Source organism: Flavobacterium notoginsengisoli (assembly GCF_014207905.1).
Classification (GTDB): domain Bacteria; phylum Bacteroidota; class Bacteroidia; order Flavobacteriales; family Flavobacteriaceae; genus Flavobacterium; species Flavobacterium notoginsengisoli_A.
The window spans coordinates 1,015,473-1,033,242 of sequence record NZ_JACHLB010000001.1 but is presented as its reverse complement, the minus strand read 5'-3'; the positions used below and the strand labels follow the sequence as shown (position 1 = coordinate 1,033,242).

Here is a 17,770-nt window from a genome sequence, read left to right as displayed (position 1 = left end):
GATTATTCTTTATTCAACATAGAATTACATTCAGCGATCCAAGATTTCACACCCAGTTGATTATCTGTCATTAAACCTAATTTATTAAAGCTTGTTCTTCCTTTCCTTAAATAAACTTCGGTTAAACATACTTGCGGAATTTGTTCAACTCCAAAAGCATTTTTTAATCGTATTGTCTGTTCTTTGATGTTTTCAGAAACTGTTGGATCTGAAAGATCAAGTTTTACTAAAACAACATTTTTACGAGACCAATCTTCAAAATCACGAGTAGCAAAAATCTCATTTTGAAATTTCTGTCCAACACCTTGACCCGTAAAAAAAATGAGCAATGGCTTTCTTTGTTCTGAACTTACTGTAACAGCATCATTAATATCGGTTCTCCAAACTAAACCTTGAGAACGCACAAAAAAGGAGCTCAAAAAGAGCACTAAAATAAGTAGTTTTTGGAGCATAATAAATTGGTTTTGGTTAAGTTATTACGACTAAAATAATATAAAAACAACACCAAACTAATTATTTAACGAATAAAAAATACTCATTTAATAATTAAAATCACATTGATAATAAACGATTCTTATTTTAATAATTTTATAAAAAACAATGCCATAAAAAATCAAATTCTCGGTTCGAAATTTTTAAATTCAAAAAAAATACCTCCCTGTCGGGGACAGAGAGGTATCAAAAAAAAATTAAAATAAAAGTTGAAATGAAATCTTTATTCAGGCGGATGTAAAATCGTATTCGATTCTGCAATCCAAGCTTTTGCTCCTCCAGGTTTATAAGCTATTTTCCCTAGGGCACTGAATGTTGTTTTGTTTTTTCTAACTGATGCCATGGCAAAGCATACTTCTGGAAGTTCTTCGACACCAAATGCATTTTTCAATTTTAAATTTTGTTCACGATCACTATCAGAAGCATTCATGTCTGATAAATCTAATTTTACTAAGACCACGTTATCGCGCGACCATACGGCAAAATCTGGAGTCTTAAAAATTTCGTTTTGAAGATTGTCTGGTACACCTGAGGCAGTGAATAAAATCAACATTGGTTTTCTTTGTTCATTACTAATTGCAATTGCATCTGTCATGTTAGTTCGCCATGCCAAATTTTGCGCTTGCATAAAAAATGAACCCAAAAAAAACAGTAGGATAAGTAGTTTTTTGGTCATATTAATTGGTTTTGGTTAGATTAGCGAAACGAAATTAACATTATATTTTAATTATCCAATTTTTATTAGCACAAAAAATACATTATATGTTTTTTTAATAACAATAAAATATAAAAATCATAATTAAACCTTTTAATTGAAATTATTTTCCTACTAAACAAAAAAGTCCTTTGCTTGCACAAAGGACTTTTTTTATAATTTATGATTGTATTTTTAAGATTTCTTCGGATGAACAATTCCGTCTGCGACTGTTAACCAAGCAGAAGGTCCTCCAGCCACATATCCTGTTTTGCCAAGACCTTTAAAATTAACTTTTCCATCTTTAGCTTCTGCACTAGTAAAGAAAATAGTCGGAAAACCTTGAATTTGGAAAGCTTGTTGCAATTCAAGATTTTGATTTTTAAGTTCTGGCGTTTGAGCAACAGCTCTTGGATAATCTAATTCGACCAAAACTACGTTTGTTACCGCCCATTTTTTAAATTCTTCCGTCTTTAAAACCTCATTTTGCAGACGAATACACCAACCGCACCAATCGCTTCCTGTAAAAAACATTAACATTGGTTTCTGTTCTTTATTGCTCACAGTAATTGCTTCTCTAACATCTGTATACCATTTTAACTCTTGTGCTTGAAGGTTCATTGCACCAAGTAAAAAGAAAGCGATAAGTATTATTTTTTTCATAATGAGAAATTTTCCACAAATTTATGTAAAAACTAATTACAATCTAATTATTTAACTTCTTGCATTAATCTTCTAATTAACGGAGTTAAAACAATAAAAGCAATACCAGCAACAAGTGCATATACGGCTAATTGATAATATCCGCCAGTGTAAGCAATAAGTTTAGACATTAATGTTGTTCCAGTATTCGAATCAGACATTTCGGCTCCTAATTTACCTGCTGCAAACTGGCCAAATGCACTCGAAAGAAACCATAATCCCATCATCATTCCGAATAATCTTTTAGGAGATAATTTTGTAATTACAGACATTCCGATTGGACCAATGCACAATTCTCCAAGTGTATACAAAAGATATCCTAAAGCAAATACATCTAGAGAACTTAAGCCATCTTGATTTACAAAATATCTAGCAGCATAAAAGATAAAGAAACCTGCCGCCAACAAAATAAATGACAAACCGAATTTGATAACCGTATTTGGTTCTATTTTACGTTTAGACATGTAAATCCACAAAAAGCCTACTAATGGACTAAAAATAATAACATAAAGAGAATTTATACTATTATTAACCACATTTGGATCAATATTGAAAAACAACAGTTTATTCGTTAAATTATCTTTAGCAAATAAAGACAAAGAACCTCCCGATTGCTCAGAAATTGCCATAAACATAAAATAGGCAAAAATAAAGATAAAAGCAGCCAAAAACTTGAGTTGCTGTTTTCTCTCTTTTATCATTATCAATTCATATAAAAAATATACTAATGCCAAAATTCCAATGGTATACATAAAATACTCTGTAAAATCGGAATTAATAACCATTATGTATACTAACGGCACTACAACAAAAGAGCCTACATAAACGGCAATTTCATACAAATTACGTTTTTTAGGTTCATGATTTTCTAAAGGAGAATTTCCAATTGGTGCTAAATGTTTTTTTGTTAAAAGAAAAGTCACCACTCCTATTATCATAACAATCGCTGCCGAAAGAAAACATAGACTCCATGAATAATTCTTTCCTAAATAAATTGGTATTGCGCCTCCTAGCATTCCACCAATATTAATTCCAGCATAAAATAATCCGTAACCTGCATCACGACGACTGTCGTTTTCGTGATAAAGCTCCCCAACCATTGAAGAAACGTTCGGTTTAAAAAAGCCTGTTCCAATAATAGAAAGCGTTATTCCGTAATAAAAGAAATCATGTGGATTTGCAGCAATTAGCAAATTCCCCAGAATCATAACGATTCCTCCAAAAAGAAGTGATTTTTTAAATCCTAAAATTTTGTCGGCAAAAATTCCTCCAATAAATGTAAAAGCATAAACAAAAGCCTGCACAGCACCATATTGAAGATTTGCTTTGCCTTCAGCCAGACCTAATTGATCTACCATAAAAACTGCTAAAACCCCTCTCATTCCGTAGAAACAAAAACGTTCCCACATTTCCACTAAAAACAAATACCATAATTGCTTTGGGTAATTGCCTTTAAAATTTTGAATTTCTTCTAAACTTAAATTCTGACTCATTTTACTTTATTATTTAAAGTACTAAATAAAAAACATCATCTTTCATAATTATATAAAAGATGATGTTTTAAAAATATTTTTATTTCATTAATCTATCTAACACCGTGCATCATTTTTTTCAACAATGGAGTCAAAGCAAATAATACTATTGCAGCAATTCCAGTAAGCACTACAAACACCATGAAAAACTCATAAAGGTTGTGAATTTCAAATCCAGCAAAAAAGTGATTTGCTGCACTAATTTGGTGTTTTTCCAAAAGAGCTAATTGCTCTGCAGTTGGCGTAACAGTTTTATCTAAAATTGCTTGAAGATCTATTCCTAATTCTTTTGCTTTTGCAAATTTGTCTCCTGTTGCAGGAAGAATAGAACCTAAAGTTCCTCCTAAAGCATAACCAGAAGCATTAGACAAAAAGAATACCCCGTATAATAAAGATGCAAAACGTTTTGGAGATAATTTACCAACCAATGACAAACCAATTGGAGATAAGCATAATTCAGCACAAGTGTTCAAGAAATATAATAAAATCAACCATTTTACCAATAACAAACCTGAAGTTCCTAAACCAGCAACTTGATTTGCAATCATGAAAAAACTGATTGTAATAATAACTAAACCAACTGCTAATTTTACAGGAGAAATTGGCTCTTTACCTTTTGCTCTTAAAGTATCCCATAAAACACTAAAAGGAACCGCTAGCAACACAACGAACATTCCATTAAAAATTTGAACCATAGATGCTGGCATCAAAAATCCAAAGAAATTTCTATCTGTTTGATTATCTGCTATAAATGTTAAAGAAGAACCTGCTTGCTCAAATGCTGCCCAGAAGAAAATAATAAAGAACGAAACGATATAAATTACAAAAATTCTATCACGCTCTATTTTAGTTAAAGATTTATCCGAAATAATTAATCCGGCTAAAGCCAAACCACTTGAATAAATTAAAGTATAAATTAAATTTTGACCTACAACGTAGTGAAAAAACAATCCTAACACTAAAAATGCAACTCCAGCGATAGTTAAAGATTTAGAAGAAAAATTAGCTTGTTGCGCTTCACCTTCTTCAAAGTCTTCTGCCACATTTTTAGAAGGCAATCCTCCTAATGGCCTTCCTTCTGGAGAAACAACATATTTATTTTTCAAAAAGTAAAATAAAATTGTTCCTAAAAGCATTGCAATTGCCGCTGCCAAGAAACCCCATTTAAAAGCGTGAACATCTCTAAAACCGCCAGCATCTTTAACATCTCCTAAAAGCGGACAGATAGATTGTCCTAAAAATGCTCCGATATTAATTCCCATGTAGAAAATTGTAAAAGCAGAATCTAGTTTTGTTTTCTCTTGTTTTGGATACAAACTTCCAACCATACTAGAGATATTTGGTTTAAAGAATCCGTTTCCAAAAACGATTGTTCCTAAACCGCAAAACATGATTATTCTAGCTAATTCTTGATTTCCTTCAAAAATACTTCCACTTGTAAACAATAATAATTGCCCGCAAGCCATCATTAAACCTCCAAGTAAAATACAATTTCTATTTCCAAAATACCTGTCAGCAATAAAACCTCCAAGCATTGGCGTTAAATAACAAAGTCCTAAGAAACCTCCATAAATTAATGACGCTTCTTCTTCTTTCATTAATAATGAATTTACAAGAAATAAAGTCAATAAAGCTCGCATTCCATAAAAATTGAACCGCTCCCACATCTCCGTTCCAAACAATACCCAAAGTCCTTTTGGATGCGCAGTTTTTACTTGAGTTTCTCCCATATTATTCGCTTATTTAATTAAGTTTAAAAGATTTAAGATTATAGATTTTCTTTGATAAAATTAGTCATTTTATTGTACAGCTGGATTCTAGTAGCCCCACCATAAATACCGTGATTTTTATCTGGATAAATTTGAGAATCAAATTGTTTATTTGCCTGAATTAAAGCTTCCATCATTTGCATTGAATTCTGAACGTGAACGTTATCATCACCAGAACCGTGAATCAATAAAAATTTACCTTTCAATTTATCTACGTGATTAATTGGTGAATTTTGATCGTATCCGCTTGCATTTTCTTGTGGAGTCTGCATGTATCTTTCTGTGTAAACGCTATCGTAGAATCTCCAGTTAGTTACAGGAGCAACAGCGATTGCCATTTTGAAAACATCATTTCCTTGGAAAATACAGTTTGAAGCCATAAATCCTCCATAACTCCATCCGAAAATTCCAATTCTTGCAGGATCAACATAAGAATAAGAACCAATTACTTTTGCAGCATCGATTTGATCTTCTACCTCATATTTCCCTAATTCTTTTTGAGTCACTTTTTTGAAATCTGCACCTTTAAAACCAGTTCCTCTTCCGTCAACACAAGCTACAATGTAACCTTGTTGCGTAAGAGATAAAAACCAATAATCGTCAGTATTATTCCAATCGTTGTTTACCTGCTGAGATCCTGGACCAGAATATTGGTACATAAAAACTGGATATTTTTTTGAAGGATCAAAATCTTTTGGTTTTAAAATCCAAGCGTTTAATTCGTTTCCTTTTGCTGTTTTTAAAACGATAAACTCTTTTGCTGGCAAGTTGTATGCTTTTAATTTATCAGCAAGAGCTTGATTGTTTTCTATAACTTGAATTTCTTTTCCTGTTTTAGACTCGTTTAAAGTATAAGTCGTAGGCACTAAATTACTTGAGAAAGTAGTAATAAAATATTGAAAGTTAGGGCTGAAAGTTGCAGCACTTGTTCCCACTTTTTTAGACAAACGCAATTTGTTTTTTCCGTCTAATGAGATTCTGTAAAGATCTCTGTTAATTGAACCATTTTCTGTAGATTGGTAGAAAATAGTTTTTGTTTTTTCGTCGAAACCGTAGTATGAAGTTACTTCCCAGTTTCCTTTCGTAACCTGATTTTTAAGTTTTCCTGTTTTATCATAAACATAAATATGATTAAAACCGTCTTTTTCGCTTGTCCAGATAAAACTGTTATCTTTTAAGAAAGTTAAATTATCTGTTACGTCTACGTAAGCTTTGTCTTTTTCATTTAAAACCACTTTTGCAACTGCAGTATTTCCATCAACAAACAATAAATCTAAATTATCTTGGTGGCGATTTAAAACTTGTGCAGAAAGCACATTTGCATCGTTAGTCCATTGTAATCTTGCAATATAGAAGTCATTATATTTTCCTAAATCAACTTTCTTAGTTGCACCTGCTGCTACATCATATATATATAATGAAACATCTGAATTTTTTTCTCCTGCTTTTGGATATTTAAAAGTCTCAATTGTTGGATACAAATCTTTGTGAAACATTGACATTGAAAATTCAGGAACCTGGCTTTCGTCAAAACGAATGTATGCTACTTTTTTACTGTCTTTACTCCAATCGAAAGCACGAACAAATGCAAATTCTTCTTCGTAAACCCAGTCAGTAATACCGTTAATTACAGCATTCTTTTTACCATCAGTTGTAATTGGTGTAGATTTTTTTGAAGCTACATCGTATACATATAAGTTATTTTCTTTTGCATAAGCGATTTTTGATCCGTCAGGAGAGAAAGTTGGCTCTTGAACTTGAAAATCAAAAAGTTTTGTTAGCGATTTAGAAGCGATATCATACAAATAATAATCAGCTGTGAAAGAATGGCGGAAAATCTGATTGGTATTGCAAGCAATTAAAATTTTCTTTTCCGAAGCATCAAATGTATAACTATCAATACCTTCTGCTAACTCTCTATGATTTTTTGTATCAATTAAATTAGATACTTTTTTTAAAGTGGCAAAATCATATAAATCAATCTGCATACTTCTGCTTGCTCTATCGATATTTAATACAGTATATTGATCTGTATTTTTTAAAGACTGCAGCTCATCCATTCCTTTTGCTCGGAAAGCGCCGCCATAAATATTTTCGATAGTGATTTTTTGTTGACCAAAAACGGTTGCAACTAGAAATAAAAGTATTACAGTAATTTTACTTGTATTCATTACAATTAATTTAAATATAAAAAAGAGCCCAATTTTAGTAAAAAAAATAAACATAATACACATTTTAAGTGTTAAATGTTAAAAAAAATAACGATTGCGTAGTACCTCTTTTTAAAATAGATTTTAAACAAATCTCTTAAAATGGTATATTTGCCGCAACATTATTATTTAATATACTGAGAATGAACAACGCTGTTGCCGGATTTTCTAAATTATCCAAAAAAGAAAAAATCAACTGGATTGCAAATGAATATTTTTCTAACCCTGAAGAGGCCAAAAATATTATAAGAAATTACTGGAATTCAGATGAAAAGCTTCAGCAACTTCATGACGAATTTATCGAAAACACCATTACAAACCTCTATATCCCACTTGGAGTTGCTCCAAACTTTTTAATCAACGGAAAATACAAAACCATTCCGATGGCAATTGAAGAGAGTTCTGTGGTCGCTGCGGCATCAAAAGCGGCAAAATATTGGTCAACTCGCGGTGGCTTTAAAACTACAATCATTAATACCGAAAAAATTGGTCAAGTTCATTTTAATTATAGCGGAGATGCAGAAAAATTAAAAACTTTCTTTGATCAAATTAAACCTAAATTCTTTTCAGAAACGCAAAGCATTACCAAAAATATGCAACAGCGTGGTGGTGGTATTTTAGATATTAAACTAAAAGACAAAAGAAGTTTACTTGAAAATTATTATCAGCTGCATGCTACTTTTGAAACAAAAGATAGTATGGGAGCTAATTTTATAAATTCTTGTTTAGAGCAATTTGCTACGACTTTAAAAGAAGAAGCACACAATTCTGATTTGTGTGAGAATGGAGAAAATTTGGAAGTTGTAATGAGCATTTTGTCTAATTATGTTCCGAATTGCCTTGTAAGAGCAGAAGTTTCTTGCCCGATTGAAGATTTAACTGAAAAACATATTTCGAACCCAACAGCATTTGCCGAACGTTTTGTTCAAGCCGTTCAAATTGCCGAAGTAGAACCTTTTAGAGCGGTAACGCATAATAAAGGAATTATGAACGGAGTCGATGCAGTAATCTTAGCAACTGGAAATGATTTTAGAGCTGTAGAAGCTGGCGTTCATGCGTACGCAGCAAAAAATGGACAATATGCGAGTTTATCTCACGCCAAAATAGAGAACGGAATTTTTACTTTCTGGCTTGAAATTCCGCTTGCGTTAGGAACTGTCGGCGGACTGACATCTTTGCATCCTTTGGTAAAACTTTGTTTAGAAATTTTAGAAAAACCATCTGCACAAGAATTAATGGAAATTGTTGCCGTTGCAGGTTTAGCACAGAATTTTGCAGCTTTACGTTCCTTAACTACAACTGGAATTCAGGAAGGCCACATGAAAATGCACCTAAACAATATCATCAATCAATTTGAAGCTACCGAAGAAGAGCGTCAATTAATAAAGACGCATTTCAAAAAAACAGCCGTTTCTCATAGTGCTGTGGTAGAATTTATTGAGAATCTAAGAAAATAAATAAAATTCCAAAAATTATAGCATTCAACAAAGTACCAAATCCCAATCTTAGTTGGAATTTGGAATTTTTAGATTTTGGAGTTTTAAAAAAAATAAAGCATGAAGAACACCTTTTACAGTAACGGAAAACTTTTTATCGCAGGAGAATATTTGGTTTTAGACGGAGCAGAAGCTTTTGCACTTCCAACAAAATTTGGTCAAGATTTAATTATAGAAAATCTTGAAAACAAAGAAATTGAATGGAAAAGTTACGATTCTGACGGACATTTATGGTTTCAAGAAACGCTATCTTTTTATGAAGTTATTAAGGGTTCTAATTTGCAAATCGATACTGTAAAATCAACTTTAATTAATATTCTACACGAAGCATATATTTTAAATCCAAAGTTTATTGACAATTCTAATGGTTACAAAGTAAGCACTCACTTGACTTTTCCAAGAAATTGGGGATTAGGAACTTCTTCTACATTAATCAACAATATTGCACAATGGGCAGATGTTAATGCTTTTACCTTATTAAATAATAGTTTTGGAGGCAGTGGTTATGATATTGCATGCGCACAAAATAACACTCCTGTTTTGTATCGCATAAAAGACAATTTAGTAGAACAAGTTGAGTTTAATCCAGATTTTAAAGATCATATTTATTTTGTTTATTTAAACAAAAAACAAAATAGCAAATCAGCTATATACGCTTACAATAATCATAAAAACAATCATTTAGCGCAAAGTGTTGCTGAAAATGACAAAATAACTCACGCTATTCTAAATGCCAAAACATTAAAGGAATTTGCATCAGCAGTTCAGCGACATGAAATTCACCTAAGCAATATTCTGGAAATGCAAACAATAAAAGAAGCCGTTTTTCCAGATTTTAATGGTGTAATCAAAAGCCTTGGTGCTTGGGGAGGCGATTTTGTTATGGTAGTTTCTAATGAAAATCCTAAAGAATATTTTGCTAAAAAAGGCTACGAAACAATATTAACCTACTCTGAGATGATTTTATAACAAGAGATTTAGAAGTTATTAATTCTCTTTTTTTTCGTTGGTTTTATATCCAAACGGCGTACTGTTTGATCTTGCTCATTTGACTCTATAAGTCTATTGTGCAAGCGCTCAGCCATTTTCTCTATACTATTTGTAATAGAATCGTACACAAGTTCCATTCTACGATGTTTTTCTTCTTTTACAGCTTTTAGAACATCTTCAACAAAAACCTTATCGTATTTCTCGGCAACAGAATCATGTGTATTAGTTAACCTAATAACATAATCATTACTTAAGATCGTAACTTTAAAGTGTTGTTCTTCATTACTTAAATAATACTTTCCACCCAATTCATCTACATTGATGTCGGTGCTGCTCACTTTTAAAAGTTCTATAATAATACCATAAATATGACTTTCTATTTTGGTATATTCTCTTTGCTTTCTTCTAAAAAAATTAAACGTAGTAAACATTCAAATAGCTGATTATTAAAGCAATTCGTTAATAATGTATTTCGTCGATTATTTTACACTGAAAAATCCCGTTAAACGAGAAAATCGAACAAATTAACTGTAATAATTTGAATATCACAAATTTTTTAGATTAAATATCTACTTTCCCTACAGACTTTCAAAAAATTAACTAAAAAATATTACAAAACGAAATTGTATAATATCCATAAAAAAGAAGCCCGAAACTTTCAACGAAAGTTTCGGGCCTTTATAGAGTAGATTGCTAATTCTTAGTAATTGAATTGTAATCTGTTATCTTCAATTTTTGCATTGTTTTTCAACGCTGGTAATACTCTGCTTCCGTCTGCTGCACTTTGAGCTTTTACTTTCTCTACATAAGCAGCGTGATTTGCAATTGCAGGTGCTTTTACCGTTTTAATGTTTTTTACAACATAAACTCCAGTATTTCCTTCAATTGGAGCAGAAACTTTATTTGCTGTTAAAGCAAATGCATTTCCAACAACTCTTGGCTCTTGCCCAACTCCTCCAGGTAAAACTGGATTATCCAAAGTTACATCGGCTGCTTGCTGAACAGCAACTCCTACAGCTTTAGCAATAGCATCAAGATTAGAACCTGTCATTTTAGCTTTTAACAATTCAGCTTTTTTCTTGTTTTTCAAGATTGGCTCAACATAAGGTCTTGCCATTGTAACAGAAACTAAACCTGATTTGTTTTCACCTTTATATTGTGCAATTACGTGTCCGATATTTGCAATTTCAAAACGTTTAACATCTCCAGTGCTAGTTTCTTTATCAAACGCCCATCTAACAATGTTACGTTGATTTCCTAATGGTCCAAATGCTTCATCCATAGCTTTAGCGTCTACCGGTGGAGCAACTTTTAAACCTAGTTCTTTTGCAGCAGCATTAAAATCTTTGCTTGCAGCATCCATTTCAAATTTAGTTGCTAATGTAAATACTTTATCAGAAGTAGCTTCAGAAGGCTCAATTTTTTGAGCGATTGTAGCTAAACGAATTCCGTCTTGTTTATCAGTAATTTTAATTACGTGAAATCCGAAAGGAGTTTCTACTAAACCAACTTTACCAATTCCGTTGCTGAATACAAAATCATTAAATGGTTTTACCATTTGGTTTGGACCAAAATATCCTAAATCACCACCTTGTTGTGCAGATGAATCATCAGAACTTGTAAAAGCCAACATCATAAAACTATCTGGATTAGCTTGTACTTGAGCTAAGATTTCTTCAGCTTTAGCTTTAGCTTCTTCTTTAGTTCTTTTTTCTTTTTGGTTTGGAGTTTGAGATCCTTCGTAACCAATTAAGATATGGCTTGCTTTTGCATTAACTCCAGCTTTAAATCCTTGAGATTTAGAAATAGCATAGTATTTTCCGTAAACATATGGACCGTAAATTGCTCCAGCTGGTAAGCTGAATAATTTATCAGCATCAACTGCTGGTAAAGCATTTTTAGGAACATAAGTAGAATCGTAAGGAACGTCAGAATTTGCATTTACAAATTCAGCAACGTTTGTAGCATTTTTGAATCCAGGTAATGTATCATTTTTACCAGTTTTAGCATTGTAAACAACACTTCCAGATAATAATGCAGTTAATTTACCTTTAATTTCAGCTTCATCTTCTTTAGAAGGTTTGTCTTCAACTAAAACATATTGAATTTCGCGAGTTGCGTCTGCTTTGAATTTTTTCTCATTTTTCTTCATGTAGTCTACAATCTCTGAATCAGAAATTTTAACTTCACTATCTTTAATAGAAGAATAAGGAGCTGCAGCAAATGCAAAAGTAACTTTGTTTGCTTCCATTTCGTACTTCAATTTCCCTTCACTAGCAGTTGTGTAAAGTCCTGATTTGATTAAAGTATTATAGATTTGGAATTTTGCATTTAATTCTGCGTCTTTTTCTTTTTCAGCAATAAATTGTGCCGCTTCTGGATTTGCTTTGAAGTAATCTTTAAATTTAACTACGTCAAAAATTCCTGCTGCATTTAAGAACATTGGATTTTTACCAATATTTGGATCTGATTTTAAAACCTCTAATAAGTGTTTCTCACCTACTCTCAATCCTAATTTTTCAAATTGTGATGACAATAAAGCGATTGAAACTTCTTGATCCCAAACTCTGTTTGCAGCTTCAGTGGAAGTAATACCTTGCCCACTTTTTTCAAGATTACTAACTTTAATTCTAAAGTCTTCAAATGAAATATCTTTTCCGTCGATGCTTCCTACATCTTTTGAACTTTGACTAAATGTTCCTTTACCGATTAAGTCTTGTATTATAAATGCAAATAATGCAAGTGCAATAACTCCTATCAATAAAGCGGAACGCTGTCTAATTTTTGCTAAAACTGCCATTTTATTATCGTTAATTTTATATTCAGTTTGCGAAAATACAATTATCTAGTTAATAACAATACAACTAGCGTTTTATTTTCAACATTTTTTTTCATTAATTTAAAAAATCACTCTTTAATTGTTAATTTGACCAGTTCAATTTTCTTATTTGAGGCCTCTTTTATAAAAAAATGATACTTATCTATTACAATTTTATCTCCTTTTTGTGGGATTTCCTTCGTATGATTAACAATAAAACCTCCTAAAGTTCCGTAAGAGTCTTCTTCGGGAATCATTAATTTGTACGTTTCATTCAAATATTCCACATCTAATCGGGTTGAGAACAAATATTTCCCTTCTCCTATTTCTTCTTCTATTAATTCTTCATCCAAATCATGTTCGTCCTCAATTTCCCCAAAAAGCTCTTCTACAATATCTTCAATGGTCATAATTCCAGAAGTTCCTCCGTATTCATCCAAAACAACTGCGACATTTTTTCGTTTTTTGATCAGTAAATTCAAAACATCTTTTATCAAAATGGTTTCTGGAACAAATTCTACTGTCATCAGAACAGATTTGATTGTTGCTGGCTTTTTAAACAAATCGAACGAATGCACATAACCTACAATATCATCTAAAGAATTCTGACTTATAATTATTTTAGAATATCCTGTCTCAATAAACATCTTTTTCAGATCGTCGACCGAGTCAAAAAGATCCATATCTACAATTTCCGTTCTTGGCGTCATGATATCGCGCGCTTTTACAGCAGAAAATTCTAATGCATTCTGGAAAATCTGAATTTCAGAATCGACCTCTTCATCTTCTTCAACAGTGCTCATTTGTTCTGTGATATAATTACCCAGTTCACTTCTGCTAAATAAATGAATCTGACTTCCTTCAGTTCTAAAAAATTTACTTAATACAAAATCTGCAATCCAAATAAAGAAAGTAGAAATGTAATAAAACAGACGATAAAACAAATAAGCTGGAAGCGCCAAAATCTTAATTAACGAATTGGCATAAATCTGAAAGAACACCTTAGGAAAAAACTCAGAAGTCAGCAAAACTATAAATGCAGCAAGCAAAGTCTGAATTAAAATATCCCACCAATCAGAAAAAACGAAACCGAGTTGAGTGATCCAATTTAGAATCAGATCGCCCATAAAAAAACCGTAAATTACCAAAGCTACATTGTTGCCAATAAGCATTGCGGCAATAAATTTCGAAGGATTTTCGGTGAGTTTAGTTAAGATTCGAGACAAGAAATCATCCTGCTTTTTCTCTATTTCAAGGTAAATTTTGTTGGAGGAAATAAAAGCGATTTCCATTCCAGAAAAAAAGGCTGCTAGTATTAAACATATTATTATAATACTAATCTCCATTTTTATTGCTTTTTGTTACGATTCAGAAATCTTCTTCTAAAGAAAAACATAAAAACGGCCATCCCAGCAATTACAAAGCTTAACGGATACCCTTCATTTCCTTCATTAAGTTTTATTACACCATCATAAATAAAGAAAAGTGCAAAAAGGATGTAAACGTATTGTGTATATTTTAAATAAGCCATAATTTATAATTTTTCTTCTGATGATTCAAACTCGCCGTTTACACGTTGCGAATTAATCACTTTAAAGTCTTTACTAAAATCTATTCCTTGTCCAAAAGAAACTCCTTTGGTGTCGGTAAGTTTAAATTTTCTTTCAGTGTAAAACCATTCGTTTTTCTGATCGAAATACAATTGTTCTGTTTCTAAAACCTGACCAGCTTCTGAAGTAATTACTACTTTTCCAATCAAATCGATAATTTGAGTTCTTTTATACGAAATAGCATAATTTGCTTTTATAAAAGTACGTTTTTGCTTTTTATCGTATAAAGTTACATCAATTCCTCTTGGAAATTCTGTAAACGGAAAATCAAGATTAGAATAATCGAGCATTTTACGAGCAACTAAAATACCTGTAATTCGGCCTGAGTCTGTATATTTAATATTGGCATTATCTGCATCGGTCGCAGGAACAAACTCTGAGAAGTTAATTTTTTGAACTTCTTTAAAATTACTTTCGCAACCAAAAAACAGTGTCACAGCAATAACTGTGACAACCATCAAACTATATCTCTTTGGTAAATTCATTTGCCAAATGTAGTAAATTGTAATGAGCTTAAAAAAGGTAAAACCGTTTCTTATTGGAATTTACTCTTAACAAACCATCTGTCGTTGAAAGAGAAGCTTAAGCTAAAATTCACGTAGTTTTCTTGCACTAAATTAGAAGAAACTGTACCACGTTTACCAAATTCAATTCCGAAATTGACATTTGAATATGATCCAGGAATTGGAATTCCAGCTCCTAAAGTCATTCCGACGTCTTTAATAGATTCGTTATTCACTATAAGACCAATTTTTTCATATTTCAAACCAGCTCTATAGGTAATTCTGCTCATATAACTTGTAAAAGAGTTATAATTAGGAAGGTAATAACCACCTATTGAGTATTTAGAATAACTTTCATACTTCACATTCTCAGCTTGATTGTAGTAATTCTCTAACTGTCCCGTTTCTTGAAAAGCCATATTTGCACCAACCAACCATTTTCTTGCTTCTCCAACTCCTAAACCAATACTTAATTTGCTCGGAATTTTTAATGTTTTCGGATCTACAGGATAAACATAAGGATCTGGATCTCCTTGTACAGAAATTACTCTAGTGTTCTCAGAATTCAAATCGCCTCCAAAAGAGTAACTTAAACTAGAAAAAATACTCATTTTTTTGTATATTTTTTTCTGATACATTGTTCCGATGCTAAAATTCATTCCAGACAATTCAGATGTATTTACTTCTGCTGTACTATTTTGAACCCCCGAAATACCTTCTACGGTTGTTGTTGTAATTTTTCCAAAATTATATTGCGCATCAGCTCCAATGTTCCAGCCTTTTGTAATTTTATAAGCCAAACCAAAGTACACTTTATTTACACCACCTTTTCCATCAAGTTGTGAGCTTACTGCACCTTCTGTTGCCGAATTATCATTCAAAATTTTATATCCTACCGACGTTACTGGTATTAAACCAAAAGAAGCTCCAAATTTCCCCATCGGAATTCCTAAAGCTAAATAATCAAAAGTAGAACGCTGCGCTTTTTCAGATTGAGAACTTGTTTTTAAATTAGAAGTAGCAAAAGTCCCTCCAACTGTAAAAGTAGTCTGAAACAAACTAGCATAACTTGCAGGGTTTTCTATATTTAAATGTATCGAATCTTGCTCGACAGCAACACCTGCCATAGATCTGTTTTCAAGAGTTCCCTTGAATCTCACATCACCAATTCCGAAAAAAGAATAAGGTGAAGCAGTACCTTGTTGAGCGAATGAAACGAACGATATAAGCAAACAAGCGCTTATTATTACTTTTTTAATCATTGTCGATTTTATATTGATATGTTTGGCTCAAACTTTCTAAAAGGAAATTTGAATTGGCAAATATGGTATTTTTTAATCGTTTAGCCAAAAATTCTGCATCGCCTCCCGTTAAAATTATGATAAAATTTGAAAACTGCTTGCGATATTCATCGATAAAACCGTCAATCTCATAGACGAAACCGTTGACAACACCAGAATGTATCGCTTGTGGCGTTGAGTTTCCTACATAATTATCTGGAGCCTCTAAAGTAAGCAAAGGCAGTCTAGCCGTGAAATTATGAAGAGATTCGTATCGCAATCGAAGGCCTGGAGAGATTGCTCCTCCTAAATAATTATCATTTTCGTCGATAAAATCGTAGGTAATACAAGTTCCGGCATCTATAACGAGTCTATTTTGTTTTGGAAATTGCAGGGTTGCTCCTCCTGCCAAAATCATTCGGTCGATTCCTAAAGTTTTAGGAGTTGCATATTTATTGTGGAATGGAAATACGTCTTCGTGTGTAAAAAAATGAACTTTTAACCTGTTTTCGAAAGTTAAAAAGGCTTGTTTTTCGATACTTCCCACCGAAGCAACTACCAAATCAGAGCAATCTGGAAACTTTTTTAAAATTTTTTCAATTTTTTTTTCGAGCTCGTTTTTCTCAAAAACAAAATTTTCAAGAGCATTATTCCCCTCAAATACAGCTGCTTTAATTCTAGTATTTCCGATATCAACCGTTAAAATCATATTTGCTTTTTTGCTTTTGCGAAGATACGAATAGATTTTTTCTAAAAAATGTTTTGCTCAAACCAAAAATGATTATATATTTGCACCCGCAACAAGCACGGTACCTTAGCTCAGATGGTAGAGCAATGGACTGAAAATCCATGTGTCCCTGGTTCGATCCCTGGAGGTACCACAAAACCCGAATAGAAATATTCGGGTTTTTTGTTTTAAAAAATTATTTATAATGCATTACCTATACATTCTTTATTCAAATTCTTCTCAGAAATTCTACATTGGAGAAACGAATAATATAGATGAAAGAATCTCTAAACATCAAATGCATTTTTACTCCAATTCCTTTACCAAAATAGCTGATGACTGGCAAATAGTCATGACTTTTACCTGCAACAATAGAGAAGAAGCAGTCTATTTAGAGAAATTTATTAAAAGAATGAAAAGCAAAAACTTCAATAACAAAATAATAGCCGATCCTTTTATATTGAAAGATATTTTATCTAAAAGAAAATCATAATGTGTCTCTGGTTCTCCCGAAGCCTCGGGACTGGAGGTACCACAAAACCCGAATAGAAATATTCGGGTTTTTTGTTTTAAAAAATTATTTATAATGCATTACCTATACATTCTTTATTCAAATTCTTCTCAGAAATTCTACATTGGAGAAACGAATAATATAGATGAAAGAATCTCTAAACATCAAATGCATTTTTACTCCAATTCCTTTACCAAAATAGCTGATGACTGGCAAATAGTCATGACTTTTACCTGCAACAATAGAGAAGAAGCAGTCTATTTAGAGAAATTTATTAAAAGAATGAAAAGCAAAAACTTCAATAACAAAATAATAGCCGATCCTTTTATATTGAAAGATATTTTATCTAAAAGAAAATCATAATGTGTCTCTGGTTCTCCCGAAGCCTCGGGACTGGAGGTACCACAAAACCCAAATAGAAATATTCGGGTTTTTT

17 protein-coding genes and 1 tRNA gene are annotated in these 17,770 nt (G+C 32.1%); 5 read left to right on the top strand and 13 right to left on the bottom strand.

The genetic code is table 11. The features are described 5' to 3' along the window. Positions 1 to 2 precede the first annotated feature (2 nt). The 6 genes from HNP35_RS04460 to HNP35_RS04435 all read right to left on the bottom strand — a co-directional run bounded on the left by HNP35_RS04460 (position 3) and on the right by HNP35_RS04435 (position 7,360). Positions 3 to 452, bottom strand: coding sequence for a thioredoxin family protein (locus HNP35_RS04460; RefSeq protein ID WP_184158047.1), 450 nt, complete (start codon positions 450 to 452; stop codon positions 3 to 5). Between the two features lie 263 nt (positions 453 to 715). Continuing rightward, positions 716 to 1,168, bottom strand: a complete 453-nt coding sequence (locus tag HNP35_RS04455; RefSeq protein ID WP_184158049.1) for a thioredoxin family protein — start codon at positions 1,166 to 1,168, stop codon at positions 716 to 718. A 213-nt stretch (positions 1,169 to 1,381) separates the two neighbouring features. After that, positions 1,382 to 1,849: a thioredoxin family protein gene (locus HNP35_RS04450; RefSeq protein WP_184158051.1), complete on the bottom strand. Its 468-nt coding sequence runs from the start codon at positions 1,847 to 1,849 to the stop codon at positions 1,382 to 1,384. A gap of 47 nt (positions 1,850 to 1,896) precedes the next feature. After that, positions 1,897 to 3,381, bottom strand: coding sequence for a peptide MFS transporter (locus HNP35_RS04445; RefSeq protein ID WP_184158053.1), 1,485 nt, complete (start codon positions 3,379 to 3,381; stop codon positions 1,897 to 1,899). 92 nt (positions 3,382 to 3,473) lie between these two features. Then, a complete protein-coding gene (locus HNP35_RS04440; RefSeq protein WP_184158055.1) occupies positions 3,474 to 5,150 on the bottom strand; it encodes a peptide MFS transporter in 1,677 nt (558 codons plus the stop codon). A gap of 38 nt (positions 5,151 to 5,188) precedes the next feature. Next, positions 5,189 to 7,360 (bottom strand): S9 family peptidase, encoded by a 2,172-nt coding sequence (locus HNP35_RS04435; protein ID WP_184158057.1) that lies wholly within the window; start codon positions 7,358 to 7,360, stop codon positions 5,189 to 5,191. Positions 7,361 to 7,542: 182 nt separating this feature from the next. Between HNP35_RS04435 and HNP35_RS04430 the strand changes: the two genes are divergently transcribed. Together HNP35_RS04430 and HNP35_RS04425 are read left to right on the top strand one after the other, a co-directional pair. Then, complete coding sequence (locus tag HNP35_RS04430) at positions 7,543 to 8,856, top strand: hydroxymethylglutaryl-CoA reductase, degradative (RefSeq protein ID WP_184158059.1); 1,314 nt, start codon at positions 7,543 to 7,545, stop codon at positions 8,854 to 8,856. 99 nt (positions 8,857 to 8,955) lie between these two features. After that, complete coding sequence (locus HNP35_RS04425; protein ID WP_184158061.1) at positions 8,956 to 9,864, top strand: GYDIA family GHMP kinase; 909 nt, start codon at positions 8,956 to 8,958, stop codon at positions 9,862 to 9,864. 8 nt (positions 9,865 to 9,872) lie between these two features. Here the strand turns inward: HNP35_RS04425 and HNP35_RS04420 are convergent, their stop codons facing one another. The 7 genes from HNP35_RS04420 to HNP35_RS04390 form a co-directional block, all read right to left on the bottom strand. Then, a complete protein-coding gene (locus HNP35_RS04420) occupies positions 9,873 to 10,316 on the bottom strand; it encodes a hypothetical protein (RefSeq protein WP_184158063.1) in 444 nt (147 codons plus the stop codon). 269 nt (positions 10,317 to 10,585) lie between these two features. Then, on the bottom strand, positions 10,586 to 12,685 hold the full coding sequence (locus HNP35_RS04415) for a peptidylprolyl isomerase (protein WP_184158065.1): 2,100 nt from the start codon (positions 12,683 to 12,685) through the stop codon (positions 10,586 to 10,588). 107 nt (positions 12,686 to 12,792) lie between these two features. Next, complete coding sequence (locus tag HNP35_RS04410) at positions 12,793 to 14,049, bottom strand: hemolysin family protein (protein WP_184158067.1); 1,257 nt, start codon at positions 14,047 to 14,049, stop codon at positions 12,793 to 12,795. A 2-nt stretch (positions 14,050 to 14,051) separates the two neighbouring features. After that, positions 14,052 to 14,234 carry a hypothetical protein gene (locus HNP35_RS04405; RefSeq protein ID WP_184158069.1) on the bottom strand — a complete coding sequence of 61 codons (183 nt, stop codon included), beginning with the start codon at positions 14,232 to 14,234 and terminating at the stop codon, positions 14,052 to 14,054. A gap of 3 nt (positions 14,235 to 14,237) precedes the next feature. After that, a complete protein-coding gene (gene lptC, locus HNP35_RS04400) occupies positions 14,238 to 14,798 on the bottom strand; it encodes an LPS export ABC transporter periplasmic protein LptC (protein WP_184158071.1) in 561 nt (186 codons plus the stop codon). 50 nt (positions 14,799 to 14,848) lie between these two features. Further along, complete coding sequence (locus HNP35_RS04395) at positions 14,849 to 16,078, bottom strand: hypothetical protein (protein WP_184158073.1); 1,230 nt, start codon at positions 16,076 to 16,078, stop codon at positions 14,849 to 14,851. Next, a complete protein-coding gene (locus HNP35_RS04390) occupies positions 16,071 to 16,805 on the bottom strand; it encodes a type III pantothenate kinase (protein WP_184158075.1) in 735 nt (244 codons plus the stop codon). The genes HNP35_RS04395 and HNP35_RS04390 overlap by 8 nt, the downstream gene beginning before the upstream one ends. 99 nt (positions 16,806 to 16,904) lie before the next feature. Between HNP35_RS04390 and HNP35_RS04385 the strand changes: the two genes are divergently transcribed. The 3 genes from HNP35_RS04385 to HNP35_RS04375 all read left to right on the top strand — a co-directional run bounded on the left by HNP35_RS04385 (position 16,905) and on the right by HNP35_RS04375 (position 17,697). Further along, a tRNA-Phe gene (locus tag HNP35_RS04385) sits at positions 16,905 to 16,977 on the top strand. Positions 16,978 to 17,028: 51 nt separating this feature from the next. After that, the gene (locus tag HNP35_RS04380; protein ID WP_184158077.1) at positions 17,029 to 17,316 is read left to right on the top strand and encodes a GIY-YIG nuclease family protein; all 288 of its coding nucleotides are present in this window, start codon (positions 17,029 to 17,031) and stop codon (positions 17,314 to 17,316) included. Positions 17,317 to 17,409: 93 nt separating this feature from the next. Further along, positions 17,410 to 17,697 (top strand): GIY-YIG nuclease family protein, encoded by a 288-nt coding sequence (locus HNP35_RS04375; protein WP_184158077.1) that lies wholly within the window; start codon positions 17,410 to 17,412, stop codon positions 17,695 to 17,697. Positions 17,698 to 17,770 lie beyond the last annotated feature (73 nt).